Annotated in this window: 17 protein-coding genes; 13 read left to right on the top strand and 4 right to left on the bottom strand. The window is 62.7% G+C overall.

Features of this window, described 5'->3' with window-relative positions; all coding sequences use genetic code 11:
* Positions 1-96: 96 nt before the first annotated feature.
* The 5 genes from rpsF to E9677_RS14425 all read left to right on the top strand — a co-directional run bounded on the left by rpsF (position 97) and on the right by E9677_RS14425 (position 4,333).
* A complete protein-coding gene (gene rpsF, locus E9677_RS14405) occupies positions 97-561 on the top strand; it encodes a 30S ribosomal protein S6 (protein ID WP_136558754.1) in 465 nt (154 codons plus the stop codon).
* 23 nt (positions 562-584) lie between these two features.
* Positions 585-833: a 30S ribosomal protein S18 gene (rpsR, locus tag E9677_RS14410; protein ID WP_003502063.1), complete on the top strand. Its 249-nt coding sequence runs from the start codon at positions 585-587 to the stop codon at positions 831-833.
* 182 nt (positions 834-1,015) lie between these two features.
* Positions 1,016-1,993: a DUF2232 domain-containing protein gene (locus tag E9677_RS14415; RefSeq protein WP_136558755.1), complete on the top strand. Its 978-nt coding sequence runs from the start codon at positions 1,016-1,018 to the stop codon at positions 1,991-1,993.
* A 13-nt stretch (positions 1,994-2,006) separates the two neighbouring features.
* The gene (gene rplI, locus E9677_RS14420) at positions 2,007-2,582 is read left to right on the top strand and encodes a 50S ribosomal protein L9 (RefSeq protein ID WP_136558756.1); all 576 of its coding nucleotides are present in this window, start codon (positions 2,007-2,009) and stop codon (positions 2,580-2,582) included.
* Positions 2,583-2,836: 254 nt separating this feature from the next.
* On the top strand, positions 2,837-4,333 hold the full coding sequence (locus tag E9677_RS14425) for a replicative DNA helicase (RefSeq protein ID WP_136558757.1): 1,497 nt from the start codon (positions 2,837-2,839) through the stop codon (positions 4,331-4,333).
* A 39-nt stretch (positions 4,334-4,372) separates the two neighbouring features.
* Here the strand turns inward: E9677_RS14425 and E9677_RS14430 are convergent, their stop codons facing one another.
* The 3 genes from E9677_RS14430 to E9677_RS14440 all read right to left on the bottom strand — a co-directional run bounded on the left by E9677_RS14430 (position 4,373) and on the right by E9677_RS14440 (position 6,308).
* On the bottom strand, positions 4,373-4,675 hold the full coding sequence (locus E9677_RS14430; protein WP_136558758.1) for an AzlD domain-containing protein: 303 nt from the start codon (positions 4,673-4,675) through the stop codon (positions 4,373-4,375).
* Entirely contained in the window at positions 4,672-5,373 is a 702-nt protein-coding gene (locus tag E9677_RS14435; protein ID WP_136558759.1) for an AzlC family ABC transporter permease, read from the bottom strand. Before E9677_RS14435 ends, E9677_RS14430 begins: the two co-directional genes overlap by 4 nt.
* Positions 5,374-5,444: 71 nt before the next feature.
* Positions 5,445-6,308 (bottom strand): AraC family transcriptional regulator, encoded by an 864-nt coding sequence (locus E9677_RS14440; RefSeq protein ID WP_136558760.1) that lies wholly within the window; start codon positions 6,306-6,308, stop codon positions 5,445-5,447.
* A gap of 84 nt (positions 6,309-6,392) precedes the next feature.
* Here E9677_RS14440 and alr point away from each other — a divergent pair, with 84 nt between their 5' ends.
* The 8 genes from alr (at position 6,393) to E9677_RS14480 (ending at position 13,654) form a co-directional block, all read left to right on the top strand.
* Positions 6,393-7,559, top strand: a complete 1,167-nt coding sequence (alr, locus tag E9677_RS14445) for an alanine racemase (RefSeq protein ID WP_136558761.1) — start codon at positions 6,393-6,395, stop codon at positions 7,557-7,559.
* Positions 7,560-7,611: 52 nt separating this feature from the next.
* Positions 7,612-7,902, top strand: a complete 291-nt coding sequence (locus tag E9677_RS14450; RefSeq protein WP_136558762.1) for a ribbon-helix-helix domain-containing protein — start codon at positions 7,612-7,614, stop codon at positions 7,900-7,902.
* A complete protein-coding gene (locus E9677_RS14455; RefSeq protein WP_235882955.1) occupies positions 7,899-8,219 on the top strand; it encodes a type II toxin-antitoxin system RelE/ParE family toxin in 321 nt (106 codons plus the stop codon). The genes E9677_RS14450 and E9677_RS14455 overlap by 4 nt, the downstream gene beginning before the upstream one ends.
* Positions 8,220-9,623: a DNA repair protein RadA gene (gene radA / locus E9677_RS14460; protein ID WP_136558763.1), complete on the top strand. Its 1,404-nt coding sequence runs from the start codon at positions 8,220-8,222 to the stop codon at positions 9,621-9,623. It abuts the gene before it with no gap.
* Positions 9,624-9,709: 86 nt separating this feature from the next.
* Positions 9,710-10,327: a CvpA family protein gene (locus E9677_RS14465; RefSeq protein WP_136558764.1), complete on the top strand. Its 618-nt coding sequence runs from the start codon at positions 9,710-9,712 to the stop codon at positions 10,325-10,327.
* 139 nt (positions 10,328-10,466) lie between these two features.
* A complete protein-coding gene (gene purF / locus E9677_RS14470; RefSeq protein WP_136558765.1) occupies positions 10,467-11,957 on the top strand; it encodes an amidophosphoribosyltransferase in 1,491 nt (496 codons plus the stop codon).
* 22 nt (positions 11,958-11,979) lie between these two features.
* Positions 11,980-12,720 carry an SDR family NAD(P)-dependent oxidoreductase gene (locus E9677_RS14475; RefSeq protein WP_136558766.1) on the top strand — a complete coding sequence of 247 codons (741 nt, stop codon included), beginning with the start codon at positions 11,980-11,982 and terminating at the stop codon, positions 12,718-12,720.
* Positions 12,721-12,775: 55 nt separating this feature from the next.
* Positions 12,776-13,654, top strand: a complete 879-nt coding sequence (locus E9677_RS14480; RefSeq protein ID WP_136558767.1) for a DMT family transporter — start codon at positions 12,776-12,778, stop codon at positions 13,652-13,654.
* On the opposite strand, the gene E9677_RS14485 is transcribed toward E9677_RS14480, so the two are convergent.
* A complete protein-coding gene (locus E9677_RS14485) occupies positions 13,655-14,896 on the bottom strand; it encodes a GGDEF domain-containing protein (RefSeq protein WP_205910140.1) in 1,242 nt (413 codons plus the stop codon).
* Positions 14,897-14,962 lie beyond the last annotated feature (66 nt).

Below are 14,962 nucleotides of genomic sequence, written 5' to 3' on the forward strand. Positions count from 1 at the left end.
ACGCTTTTCTTGCCGCGGCTCATGCCGCACAGGAGCAGTCTGTGAGGCTTAGCGCCGGATCCGGGTGACGACAACCGCAAGAAAGGCAAAGCTGTCATGGCTCTTTACGAACATGTATTCCTTGCCCGGCAGGATATGTCCGCCCAGCAGGTTGATGCCCTCGTCGAACAGTACAAGGGTGTCATCGAAGCGAATGGTGGCAAGGTCGGGCGCGTAGAAAACTGGGGCCTCAAGTCCCTGACCTACCGCATCAAGAAGAACCGCAAGGCGCATTACGCCCTGATGGACATCGAAGCTCCGGGTGCAGCGATCCACGAAATGGAACGCCAGATGCGCATCAACGAAGACGTTCTTCGTTACATGACCATCGCCGTCGAAGCCCACGAAGAAGGCCCGTCTGCGATGATGCAGAAGCGCGACCGTGACGACCGTCCGCGTCGTGACGGCGACGATCGTGGCCCGCGCCGCGATTTCGGTGACCGCGGCGATCGTGGTCCGCGTCCGGACCGTGGCCCGCGCGAAGGTGGCTTCGAGCGCCGTCCGCGCGAAGACCGCGCGTAATCTGAGCAAAAGGAGAAAACACAATGGCTGATGCATCCTCTTCTCAGGCACGTCGTCCGTTCCATCGTCGTCGCAAGACCTGCCCCTTCTCGGGCGCGAATGCTCCGAAGATCGACTACAAGGACGTCCGTCTCCTGCAGCGCTACATTTCCGAGCGCGGCAAGATCGTTCCTTCGCGTATCACTGCAGTTTCCCAGAAGAAGCAGCGCGAACTGGCCCAGGCCATCAAGCGCGCCCGTTTCCTCGGCCTGCTGCCTTACGTCGTAGCGTAATCTGATCCGAAGCCTGCCGATCTTGGATCGGCGGGCTTCATCCCTTCCGCGTTGGGCGCGGATCGGAACCGACTGCCAGGTGGCGCGCTCCTGCGACATCAGGTGAAATCCCATGTTGGGGATGCTTCTGCGAGATCGCGTTAGCCCCTCCCCTAACTGCTAGAACCAGCAGGACAGCGACGTTGAACAAACTGGATGCGAAATCGCTGACGACCGGCTTTGTTGCCGGCATCACCGCCGCCCTGCTCGTGCTGGGTGCCGCGGCGCAGCCGACGCTCGCCTCCATTCTTTATGCGGCGTCTGCCCTCCCCGTTCTCATCGTCGGTCTCGGCTGGGGCAATGCCGCCGCGATCACCGCGATCGTGACAGCCGCTCTGCTCGGCACCGTGAGCGTGTCGCCGATGTTCGCCTTCGGCATGGCAATATTCACGCTGGCGCCGGCCGGCTGGCTTGCCCATCTGTCGAGCCTGGCGCGCCCGGCGTCAGAAATTGGTGGTCCTGACCATCTCATGGCCTGGTACCCGCTCTCCGACATCCTTCTGCAGCTCTGCAGCTTCGTGACGATTGCCGTCGTCGTGCTCGGCGTGATCATCGGCTTTGGACCGGAATTCACCGGCCAGCTGGTGGATGCCATGGCCCAGGCGATGAATGCGCAGGATCCGGCCATGGCTCCGGATGCACTGGCACTGGAGCAGCTGAAGAGCAGCATGGTCGTGCTCCTGCCGATCATCCAGGGCGGCACATGGGTGCTGCTGCTCACCATGATGTATTACATCGCCATGCGGATCGTCACAGCGTCCGGCCGCAACAAGCGTCCGCGCGAAGACTTCCCGTCGGCACTCCGGATGAACCGCAACACGGTCTTCATCTTCCTCGCCGGCATCATCGCCTGTTTCATCGGCGGCGTGCCCGCGATGATCGGCGCGACCGTCTGCGGCACCTTCGGCGCCGGCTTCCTGATGGCGGGCTTTGCCTCGCTGCATCTGAAGACCCGCGGCAAGGACTGGCGCCTGCCGGCCCTCGTGCTCGCCTATCTCTCTTCGATCATGCTGCTTCCGCTCATGATCCCATTCATCATCGGCCTTTCGGATACCCGAAGGACCGTTGCCCTGACGCCGGCCGGCAAGGCCGACACTTCAAACTCCGACACTGACAACTGAAAGGAACAGGATCATGCAAGTCATTCTCCTCGAACGCATCGCCAAGCTCGGCCAGATGGGCGAAACCGTCAAGGTTCGCGACGGCTTCGCCCGTAACTTCCTGCTGCCGCAGGGCAAGGCGCTGCGCGCCAACGAAGCCAACAAGAAGCGTTTCGATTCCGAGCGCGCCACGCTCGAAGCTCGCAACCTGGAGCGCAAGTCTGAAGCCCAGACCGTTGCCGACGCTCTCGGCGGCAAGTCCTTCATCGTCGTCCGCTCGGCTGGCGAAACCGGCCAGCTCTACGGTTCGGTCGCTGCCCGCGACGTCGTCGAGATCCTGGCTGCCGAAGGCTTCAACATCGGCCGCAACCAGGTCGAGCTGAACACCCCGATCAAGGCCATCGGCCTGCATCAGGTCACGCTGCACCTGCATGCTGAAGTCGAACTGACCGTCGAGCTCAACGTTGCCCGTTCCGCTGACGAAGCAGAGCGCCAGTCCAAGGGCGAAAGCCTGACCTCGGCCGACGCCATCTACGGCATCGACGAAGATGCCCTGCGTCCGGAAGACTTCTTCGATCCGGACGCCGACCAGGACGGCGACGACGACTGATTTTTCAGCCTTTTCTGAAACGAAACGCCCGGATTTTTTCCGGGCGTTTTTCGTTGGTGCTCTGCTAAAATGGAGCATCCCGAGACCGATTCGTCGAATGTCACAGTCAATCGAAAAGATCGGATTCCTGGGCTTTTTCTGAACTCGACACGATGTGCCTGTGAATCAATGTGGGTTGTGGTGGAAGCCATTCCGCCGCCCCGCTTTGTCGTTATGGTGCAGCCACCGCCGACACACTGAACGGATGCGAACGAATGAACGATGCTGCGCGCAAATTGAGCCCGGTCCAGCCGGCCGAACCCCTCTACCGGGAGGCGCCGAACAACATCGAAGCCGAACAGGCCTTGCTGGGCGCAATCCTCGTCAACAACGATGCGTATTACCGGGTGTCGGACTTCCTAAAGCCCGAACATCTCTATGAGCCGCTGCACCGGAAGATCTTCGAGGTCGCCTCGGAAATCATCCGGATGGGCAAGACGGCGAACCCGGTCACCATCAAGACCTTTCTGCCGGCCGACCAGAAGGTCGGCGACCTGACCGTCGCGCAATACCTCGCGCGGCTGGCTTCCGAAGCGGTGACGATCATCAATGCTGAGGACTATGGTCGCGCTATCTACGATCTGGCGTTGCGCCGCTCGCTGATCCAGATCGGCGAAGATGTCGTCAACATCGCCTATGACGCACCGCTCGACATGCCGCCGCAGGCGCAGATCGAAGACACCGAGCGCCGCCTCTTCGCGCTTGCCGAAAACGGTCGCTATGACGGCGGCTTCCAGTCCTTCTCGGATGCGGTCGCCCAGGCCGTCGACATGGCGGGTGCGGCCTTTGAGCGTGACGGCAACCTCTCCGGTGTCTCGACCGGTATCCAGTCGCTGGATGCGAAGATGGGCGGCTTGCAGCGCTCCGACTTGATCGTGCTTGCAGGACGTCCGGGCATGGGCAAGACCTCGCTTGCAACCAACATCGCCTGGAACATTGCGGCTGCCTATGAGCCCGAAGTCCTGCCTGACGGCTCCTTCAAGGCGAAGAACGGCGGTGTCGTCGGCTTCTACTCGCTCGAAATGTCGGCCGAACAGCTCGCCACCCGTATCATGTCCGAGCAGACGGAAGTTTCCTCGTCGAAGATCCGCCGTGGCGACATCACCGAGCACGAATTCGAGAAGCTGGTGGGCTTCAGCCAGACCATGCAGAAAGTGCCACTGTTCATCGACCAGACCGGTGGTATCTCGATCGCCCAGCTTTCGGCCCGCGCACGCCGCCTGAAGCGCCAGCGCGGCCTCGACTTCCTCGTGGTCGACTATATTCAGCTGATGACCGGCGCCGGCAAGGCGGGTGAAAACCGCGTGCAGGAAATCACCCAGATCACCACCGGCCTCAAGGCGCTGGGCAAGGAACTGAACGTACCGATCGTGGCGCTCTCGCAGCTGTCTCGTGGCGTCGAAAGCCGTGAAGACAAGCGCCCGCAGCTCTCCGACCTTCGCGAATCGGGCTCGATCGAGCAGGATGCCGACGTCGTACTTTTCGTGTTCCGTGAGGAATACTACGTGAAGAACATGGAACCGCGCGATATGGCCGATCCGAAATATCCGGAATGGGAAGCGCATATGGACAAGGTCAAGGGCACCGCTGACGTCATCATCGCCAAGCAGCGCCACGGACCGACGGGTACAGTCAAGCTCGCCTTCCAGGCAGAATTCACCCGCTTTGCGGACCTGGCCGAACCAAGCTTCATTCAATACGAAGAGCCGTGAAATCGAAGGGCGCCCGATAGGCGCCCTTTTCCATTGCCGCTAGAGGCCAAGCGCCCGCAGCACGGCGACCGTCAGCACACCACCCGCAGCGGCGGGCAGAAGCGGCAAGCGCGTGGCGGAAAGCGCCACAACGGCGCAGCCGATGGTCTCGGCCCAGCCGCTGGCGAAGGCGGTTGGCGCGACTACGGCCATGAGGACCGAGGGCGGAATGGCCTGAAGGATTTCCTCTGTACTCGGCGAGAGTTTCAGCAGCCGACCGACGAGCAGGCCCGCCATGCGGGTCGTGATCGTGGCCGCTGCCATGGCGAAGATTGCAAGTACAGTCATCAGGTCGATGGTCATGCGCGGACCTCCCTTGCCCGGCGAGAGGCAATGGCGGCCATGGCAACTCCGCCGAGTGCGCCGCCCAGGATGTACCAGACACCCGGCACGAAATGATGGACCAGCAGGGCCGCAGCACCGCTCCCCAAGAGGATCAGGCCTGTCCGACTGCCGCGCCAGAAGCCGGCAATCAGAATGACGAAGACGGCGGGGAAGACGAAATCCATGGCAATCACCGCCGGATCTCCGACCATGGCGCCGAGGAACGCACCCGTGAGCCCCGACAGCACCCAGACCATGTAGAAGGGCAAGGCTGCGGCGAAGAACCAGGCTGGTGTAAGCCTGTGCTCGCGGGCACGGAATTCGGCGACGGCCCAGATCTCGTCGGCCAGGAAGAGCATCGACATGACCTTCTGCCGGCTGGAAAACTCCGCCATGCGTCGAGAAATGGATGCGCCCATTAGGACATGACGGATGTTGACGAGAAGTGCTGCCGCGCCCACGGCCGCAATGCTCGCCGGGTGGGTCCAGATGTCCATCGCAACAAATTGCGAGCCACCGGCGAAAACCAGTGCACTCATCAGCATGGCCTCGAGAGGAGATAGTCCTTTGGTTGCCGCAACGGCGCCGAAGACGAGCCCGATGGGCACGACGGCGATGGTCAGCGGCAGGATGGCGCTGAAGCCCCGGCGCATCTCCAGGCGTATGGCGGATGTCATGACGTCTCCCATGCAGATCAAAGACCGCCGGGATAGGCCGCTTGCATGCTCCGGGTCTTGAACGAAAGTGATCAGCCGGCTCGAAAGACGGCGGGCGTCAGGCCTGTGCGGGCCTTGAACTGGCGGGTCATATGCGCCTGGTCGGCAAAGCCGCAGGCTGCTGCCGTATCCGAGGGCGCGGCGCCCATGCGCAGGAGATGCCTTGCATGGCGGATGCGCAAGTCCGTCTGGAAGGCATGCGGGGTGATGAAATACTGCTTGCGGAAGGCGCGGATCATGTGGGCGCGGCTCAGGTTCGCCACTTTCGCCAGCATTTCGAGGCCGAGTTCCTCGGCGAAATGGGCTGCGATATGGTCGCGGACCCGGCGCATGGCGAGCGGCTCGTCGTGGTCAGGCGCGCGGATGATGTCGCTGCCATGGCGTGCGAACATGGTGGCGAGCACACAATACATGCTCTCTTCGCCCTCCAGCGCTGCCACTTCGCCGTGCTCGATCCTGCTATGCGCCAGGTTGAAGGCCCTTGCGAGGCTCGGCTCGGTCAGCAACTGTCGGCCGAAGCTCGGCGTTCCGGTGAAGGCGCGGCCGGTCACGTCTTCGATGATATCCGTGAGCAAGGCGACTTCAGGATAGATCATCCGGTAGCGATAGCCTTCCGGTGCGCCGGGCTGGCCATCATGGACTTCGCCCGGATTGATCAGATAGAGCGCACCGGGACCAGTGTGTTCACGCGTGCCGCGGATGCTCGCGACCTGGCAGCCGACCTCGATGGCACCGATCGAGAAGGTGTCGTGCGAATGCGGCGAGAATTCATGAGTGATGAAGGAGGCAGTGAGGCATTCCATGTCGCGGAAGCGCGCATCACGCCAGAAGCGGGTCCGCTCCTTCTGCGAAACCGGATTGGCTTCGGCCGCCTCCTGCTGTGAAACGCTGTGCATAGCAGCATAATATCCGGCCGCCGCATTTTCGTCTTGAAGAAAAGTGCTAGGGTCGCTGCACAGATCAACCGACCCGAAGCCTTCATGACAGACCGTTTCACCATCCTCGACGCGCCGGAGGAGTTTCTTTCGGCACCGCTGCGCCTGACCGTGGATCTCTGCGCCATCGCCGAGAACTGGCGGAAAATGGCCCGGCGATCCGGGAGCGCCCGAACTGCCGCCGTCGTCAAGGCGGATGCCTACGGCCTCGGCATCGAAGATGTCGGCCAGGTGCTCTACCACGCCGGTGCTCGCGACTTTTTCGTCGCCGTGCCGGCAGAGGGAGAGACGCTCAGGCCCTATGCACCCGAAGCCCGCATCTTCGTGCTCTCGGGCATCTGGCCGGGTCAGGAAGACATCTTTTTCGAAAACGATCTCGTGCCGGTCATCGCTTCGGAGGAGCAACTTGCCTTCTGGATGGCAGTGCTGACCGAGCGCGGCCCCTACCCTTGCGCCCTGCATGTCGACACCGGCTTCAACCGTCTCGGCCTGCCGCTCGCCGACGCACTCGCCCTGACCGACGATGTCTCCCGCCCGGCAAGCCTCGATCCGGTGCTCGTCATGAGCCACCTGGCCTGTGGCGACGATCCGTCCTCGGCGATGAACCGGCAGCAACTCGAAAGATTCCGGAGAGTTAGCGCCGCTTTCGAAGGTGTCGATTGCAGTCTCTCAGCCTCGGCCGGCATTTTCCTGGGCTCGGACTACCACTTCGACCTCACCCGTCCGGGCATTGCTCTTTATGGCGGCGAGGCCGTCAACGGTGCGAAAAACCCTATGCGGACGGTGGTCAAGGCAGAAGCACGCATCCTGCAGATTCGCGAGGCGAAAGCGGGCGAGAGCGTCTCTTACGGCGCCACCCATGTGCTTTCCCGCGACAGCAGGCTTGCGGTTGCGAGCGTCGGCTATGCCGATGGCTATCTGCGCAATCTCTCCGGCTCCGGTATTCCCTTGCGCGACACGGGCCTTCCCGGCGCGCATGGCGTTATTGGCGGCAAGCGTGTCCCTGTCGTCGGGCGAGTCACCATGGACCTCACCACCTTCGACGTCACCGATCTGCCCGAGAATGCCGTGCGCAGCGGCGATTATGTCGAACTCTTCGGACCCTCCATGCCGCTCGACGACGTCGCCCGCGCTGCCGGCACGATCGGCTACGAGATGCTGACCGGGCTGGGCCTGCGGTATGAACGGATCTATCTGGAGGGTGAGGACTGAGGTCTGGCGCGGGTGGATTTGTTCTGCTATTGTTCCAGAGATGGAGTAACCGATGACCGAAGAACATTCATCCCATTCGACAGTGCAGGTGGATCTGGAGCCAGACGAATCCGCGTTTGTCGAACGGCAGGTGAGCAACGGCGCTTATGCATCGGCTGGGGATATGCTGCGTGCCGGCCTTCGTCTCCTGGCCGAGAGCGAGCGTCAGCAGGAGCGGGTCGCGGAACTGCGGCTTATGATCGATCATGCGGATGAAGCCATTGAGGCCGGTGACTTCAAAGAATTTTCCGAGCCAGGCGAGCTCACTGCATTCATCATCGCGGAAGCGAAGGCACGACGGTGAGCAGCAGTTCCGGTCGACGCTATCGACTGTCACCCCAGGCCATCGAGGATCTGATCCAGATCTACAATTACCTCTATGAGCGAAGCCCTGTTACGGCCGAGCGCTTCACGAGCGATATCGAGCAGAAGATCATCGACCTGGCTGACTCCAGAAATCCGGGCGTCTCCCGTGAATGGCTGAAACCAGGATTGCGCGCATTTCCCTATAGGCGTCGATGCATCTATTTCCGTGTCGTCGAAGACACTCTTGTGGTTCTCCGCATCACGCATGGACGACAAGACATCACGTCCGATACCTTCCCCGAAAGTGAAGACTGAATGGCCAAAGCCAAAACCCAATTCGTCTGCCAGAACTGCGGCACGGTCCATTCCCGCTGGGCGGGCAAATGCGATGGCTGCGGCGAGTGGAACACCATCGTCGAGGAAGATCCGATGGGCGGGATCGGCTCCGGTCCCGGCAAGGCGCCGAAGAAGGGCCGTGCCGTCGCGCTCACAGCGCTTTCCGGTGAGATCGAGGAGGCACCGCGCATTCCGACCGGCATGGGCGAACTCGACCGGGCGACTGGTGGTGGTTTTGTCCGAGGCTCTGCGGTCCTGATCGGCGGGGATCCCGGCATCGGCAAGTCGACGCTCCTGATGCAGGCGGCGGCGGCGCTATCGCGACGTGGCCATCGCGTCATCTATGTGTCGGGCGAAGAGGCCGTGGCGCAGGTTCGGCTCAGGGCTCAGCGCCTCGGTGCCGCCGATACCGATGTTCTGCTCGCCGCCGAAACCAATGTCGAGGACATTCTCGCCACCATTTCCGAAGGAAAGCGGCCGGACTTGGTCATCATCGATTCGATCCAGACGCTGTGGAGCGATACCGCCGACAGTGCACCGGGCACCGTCACCCAGGTTCGCACCGGCGTGCAGGCGATGATCCGCTATGCCAAGCAGACCGGGGCCACCATGGTGCTGGTCGGACATGTCACCAAGGAAGGCCAGATCGCAGGTCCCCGTGTCGTCGAACACATGGTCGATGCCGTCCTCTATTTCGAGGGTGATCGCGGCCATCACTACCGTATCCTGCGCACCGTCAAGAACCGCTTCGGGCCAACCGACGAGATCGGCGTATTCGAAATGTCGGACAAGGGCCTGCGCGAAGTCGCCAATCCATCCGAGCTTTTCCTCGGTGAACGCAACGAGAAAGCACCGGGCGCCGCCGTCTTTGCCGGGATGGAAGGCACGCGACCCGTGCTGGTCGAAGTCCAGGCGCTGGTGGCCGCGACCTCGCTCGGCACCCCTCGCCGCGCGGTCGTCGGTTGGGATTCATCGCGCCTCGCCATGATTTTGGCGGTATTGGAGGCGCATTGCGGGGTCAGGCTCGGTCAGCATGACGTCTATCTGAACGTAGCCGGCGGCTACCGGATCCGAGAACCGGCGGCCGACATGGCGATTGCTTCGGCTCTGGTTTCATCACTGGCCGGTCTTGCCCTTCCGGCCGATTGCGTCTATTTCGGCGAAGTCAGCCTGTCGGGGGCGGTGAGGCCGGTGGCCCACACGGCCCAGAGGCTGAAAGAGGCGGAAAAGCTTGGTTTCTCCGCCGCGGTCTTGCCGGCTGCCTCGCCGGACCTGCCGAAGGGTTCGAAGGGCAAATGGAGGGAAGTGGACAGCCTTCCCGATCTCGTGGCGCGGATCGCCGGTTCCCGGCTGAAAGCGCCCGCAGATCAGGAGGACGGTTGATCCGGTCCGACGCGTGAGACAACGCGTTCCGGCGGGTTCGCGGTGACATCAATGCCGGTTCGCCGGCGGCCCTGGAGTTGGTATTTATGCCCATCACTATTTTCGACGGTATCGTCATCGGCGTCGTCCTGTTTTCAGCGGTGCTGGCGATGGTGCGCGGCTTTTCGCGTGAAGTGCTGTCCATCGCGAGCTGGGCAGGCTCGGTGGCGGCCGCCTATTACCTTTATCCCCTGCTCGTGCCCTATGTGATGAACTACACCAGCGACGAGCGCATCGCGCTTGCGGGTTCCGCCGGCATCATCTTCCTGATTGCGCTGATCGTCATTTCCTTCATCACCTCGCGCATCGCCGATTTCATCATCGACAGCCGCATCGGCGCGCTCGACCGCACGCTCGGCTTCCTCTTCGGTGCGGCGCGCGGCCTGTTGCTTCTCGTCGTTGCGGTGGCCTTCTGGAACTGGCTGATCGATGCCGGTCAGCGCCCCGACTGGGTCAACAATTCCAAGTCCAAGCCGTTCCTGGACTCGCTGGTCGAAAAACTCGAGGCCGTTCTGCCTGAGGATATCGAGCCGCAGATCCGCGAACGCATCCTCGGCCGCGAAGAACCAGCCGCGGATGCCACTGGCGACAATGCCCCGGCCGAGCAGGCCCCTGCGGAACAGACCCCGTCCGACGATACCCCGGCACAGCCGGCGACACCCTGAGACAAAACCGATTGGCGCGCGGCCTTGGTGCCGCGCGAACCAGCTCCCATATCAACGCCGCCGGATCGGGACAGACCGGCGGCTTAGCCGTTAGAAGCCCAGCATCCTTGCATCTGTCCCCGGAGCAAAGGCCCTCGCCATGAAGCAGTTCAGTCCTTCTTATGTCGTGTATGGCAGCCATGACGACAAGTATCACGAGGAATGTGGGGTCTTTGGGATCCTCGGGCACCCAGATGCGGCGACCCTGACGGCCCTCGGCCTGCATGCGCTGCAGCATCGCGGTCAGGAAGCGGCGGGTATCGTCTCCTTCGACGGACGGCAGTTCTACACCGAAAAGCATATGGGCCTGGTCGGTGATCACTATACCAACCCGGTCACGCTGGCGAAGCTGCCCGGCCCGCAGGCGATCGGCCACACCCGCTACTCGACAACAGGGGAAGTCGCGCTGCGCAATGTGCAGCCGCTGTTTGCCGAACTTGAGGAAGGTGGCATCGCCATTGCCCATAACGGCAACTTCACAAACGGTCTGACACTGCGCCGCCAGATCATCGCCACCGGCGCGATCTGCCAGTCGACGTCGGATACCGAAGTCGTGCTGCATCTCATCGCCCGCTCGCGACACGCTTCGACCACTGACCGCTTCATCGATGCGATCCGCCAGATGGAAGGCGGCTATGCGATGATCGCGCTCACCCGCACCAAGCTCATTGCTGCCCGCGACCCGATCGGCATTCGCCCGCTGGTCCTGGGCGACCTCGACGGCAAGCCGATCTTCTGTTCGGAAACCTGCGCGCTCGACATCATCGGCGCCAAGTTCGTCCGCGATGTGAAGAACGGCGAAGTGGTGATCTGCGAAACGCAGCCTGATGGATCCGTCACGATCGAGTCCCGCATGCCGGCGCGTCCGCAGCCGGAGCGCGTCTGCCTGTTCGAATATGTCTACTTCGCCCGCCCCGACTCGGTCGTCGCCGGCCGCAATGTCTACACCACCCGCAAGAATGCCGGCATGAACCTCGCGCTCGAAGCGCCGGTTGAAGCCGATGTCGTGGTGCCGGTTCCGGATGGCGGCACGCCGGCTGCACTCGGCTACGCCCAGCAGAGCGGCATCCCGTTCGAATACGGCATCATCCGAAACCATTATGTCGGACGTACCTTCATCGAGCCGACCCAGCAGATCCGCGCCTTTGGCGTCAAGCTCAAGCATTCCGCCAACCGGGCGATGATCGAGGGCAAGCGCGTCGTGCTGGTCGATGATTCCATCGTGCGCGGCACGACCTCGCTGAAGATCGTGCAGATGATCCGCGATGCCGGAGCCAAGGAAGTGCATATCCGCGTCGCCAGCCCGATGATCTTCCATCCGGATTTCTACGGCATCGACACACCCGATCGCGACAAGCTGCTCGCCAACCAGTATGCGGGCGATGAGGCGATGGCGAAGTATATCGGTGCAGATTCGCTCGCCTTCCTCTCGATTGACGGCCTCTACAAGGCGGTCGGCGGCAAGCCGCGTGATCCGGCAAACCCACAATTCACCGACCACTACTTCACCGGCGACTATCCCACCCGCCTCGTCGACAAGGAAAGCGAAAAGCCGGGCCGCAAGGAAAGCATGCTCGCCGCCAACGGCTGAGCTTAAGAGCACAGGACAGACCATGACCATCGACCTCAAGGGCCGGATCGCGCTCGTCACCGGCGCCTCGCGCGGCATCGGCTATTTCACCGCGATCGAACTGGCCAAGGCCGGCGCCCATGTCATCGCCTGCGCGCGGACCGTCGGTGGCCTGGAAGATCTGGACGACGCCATCAAAGCGGTCGGAGGAACGGCGACGCTGGTGCCCTTCGACCTCTCGGACATGGCGGCGATCGACCAGCTCGGCGGCCATATCTTCGAGCGCTGGGGCAAGCTCGATATCGCGGTCTTGAATGCCGGCGTGCTCGGCGTCATCTCGCCGATCGGCCATGTCGAGGCAAAGGTCTTCGATAAGGTCATGACGATCAACGTCACCGCCACATGGCGTCTGATGCGCTCGCTGGAACCGCTGCTCGTCAAATCAGACCAGGGCCGCGCTCTGATCCTGTCTTCGGGTGCAGCCCACAAGTGCAAGCCTTTCTGGGGGCCCTACTCCGCCTCGAAGGCCGCAGTCGAAGCGCTTGCCCGCACATGGGCTGCCGAAACCCAGCGCCTGCCGCTGCGCATCCTCTCCGTCGATCCGGGCGCCACCCGCACCGCCATGCGCGCCCAGGCCATGCCGGGCGAAGATCCGGACACGCTGCCGCATCCGTCCGAAGTCGCCGCCAAGCTTCTGCCGCTGGTTGGCCCAGAGCAGACGGAAACCGGCAAGCTGTTTGTCGTCCGCGAAGGCAAGATCCTCGACTACCGGATGCCGGAATAAGAAATCCGGCGTTCTCATCCGTGGCCCACGGGTCGCATACTCTTGAGACCAGCGCATGAGCCCCAGAGACTTTGCCGCCTATGCCTATCTGTCTCTGGCCTGGGGGCTCTCCTTCCTGCTCCTCCTGCATGTGGTCGATGCCTTCGGCTGGATCGGGGCCGTCACCTTTCGCTGCTTCATAGCGGGCGCCCTGCTCTATGCGATTGCTCGGATAATGCGGCGCAGGCTCGATTTCGGCGCAGGCTGGCTACCCTTCACGATCGTCGGCGCCACCACCGTGGCCGGGCAGCTGATCGGGCTTTCCTATGCGACGCCGCTGATCGGAACGGCCATGGCTGCGATCTTCGTCGCCTCGATCCCGCTCTTCTCCATGGTGATTGCGCAACTCTGGGGCCTGGAGCGGATCACGCAGGCGCGCGTGTTCGGCCTCGTACTAGGCACCATCGGCATCATCATGCTGGTTGGCTTCCCCGCCGCACCCGTCACCGGCGCATTCCTGCTCGGCTGCTTTGCCATGATCGGCTCGACTTTTTCGGCCGCCTTCGGCAGCAATTATGCCAGCCGGCATCTTTCCGGCACCGGCCCCTGGGAAGTGACCATCGGCTCCTTCATCGCCGGTGGCATTCTGACGCTGCCGCTCCTCTGGTTCGTGCCTGTGCCCGGGACACCGGTCGCCCTGGATTATCTCTATATTGTGGCGCTGGCAGCCCTGATGAGTGCGCTCACCTATGTTCTCTATTTCAGCCTGGTCAAAAGCATCGGAGCGACGGCGGCGATCAGCGTCGAGTTCGCGGTGACTGTGGTCGCGGTGCTCGTGGGTGCACTGGTGCTGGATGAGGCCCTGACGATGCTGCAGCTTTTCGGCGGCGGCGTTATCATCCTCGGCTGTGCGCTGGTGCTCGGCCTCGTCCGCCTGCCCAAACCGGCCAGCTGATCAGGCGATGCGGCGGCCCATGCGAGCAAGCCCCCGACGCGCGATCGGATCGGCGACGACGAGCGCCTGCCCCGCTTCCGAAAGCAGTGCGGTCGGCTCATAGAGGCGCACGCAGTTGCGCCCGTCCGCCTTGGCGCGATAAAGGGCATCGTCGGCGCTGGCGAGCAGCGTATCGAGCCCAGCGCCTTGTTCCGGCGCTTCGCAGATGCCGATACTCACCGTCACACGCAACGTCTCCACGCCGGGCATTACCATGTCGGCAATCGCAAGGCGCAGGTTTTCGGCAACGGCGATCGCCTGTTGCGCGCTCATGCGCGGCATGAGGCAGGCGAATTCTTCGCCGCCGATACGGGCGAAAAGCCAACCCTTCGGCATGCGCTGGTCGATCGCGCGTGAGAAGGCGAGCAGCACCTGGTCGCCCGCCGCATGGCCATAGGTATCGTTCACAGTCTTGAAGTGATCAATGTCGAACAGAAGCAGGCTGGCGCCGCCTTCGGTCTGACGAAGGATCTCGTTGGCTTCGGTCACGAAGGTACGGCGGTTTGCGAGATTGGTCAGCGGATCGCGCTCGGAGGCCAGGCGATAGCGCCATTCGTCGCGCTCCTTCGCCACGATCAGTAGCGAGACCAGCGACAGAACGATCAGCATGGAATTCGCGAGCGCGATATAGGCAAACCAGTGGGCCGTGGCGCCATCAGCGGCGTAGGGCGGAGCGACGAAGATGCTGAGTGGCACCGCGGCCAGCCACAGGAACCCACGCAGCATGTTGGCCACCGCTGCGACAGTCCGGGAGGGCAGCGGTTCATGCTTGGCCCGCGCCAGGGTTTCCCGCGCTGTCAGGAAACAATAGCCGGCCACGAACAGGCCGAGTGTGGCGGTCCGAGCTTCGACCGAATGCTGCAGCGGCGGCGTGAACCAAAGCAGCATCCAGAACAGCGCACCGGCAGATGCTTTCGGGATCGATACGCGCCCACCTTCGAAAGCGACGACCGCCTGCCAGAACAGCCCCACGGCGAGGATGCCGAGGCAGAGCCCCACGCCGGACGACAAGGTCAGAGGCAAGGTTTCCCGGCTCGCATGAAGGAGCATGGCGACACAGCCGGCAACACCGGCGGCCACGAGGAGAGGAAGCACGCGGCTGCCACGATACCGCAACCACATATAGATGGTGACCACGGTGGAGATCAGGGTGATCAAAGCGTGGACGACCATGAGGGTGGGCAAGTGCAGCGTCTGGTCCATGCCGAAGATCATCTCCGAGGGGCGGGGCAAGTCTCCCTAAAATTGGGGTAGTTACCTTGAAAAAAC

This window comes from Peteryoungia rhizophila (genome assembly GCF_004912145.1).
Lineage (GTDB): Bacteria > Pseudomonadota > Alphaproteobacteria > Rhizobiales > Rhizobiaceae > Allorhizobium > Allorhizobium rhizophilum.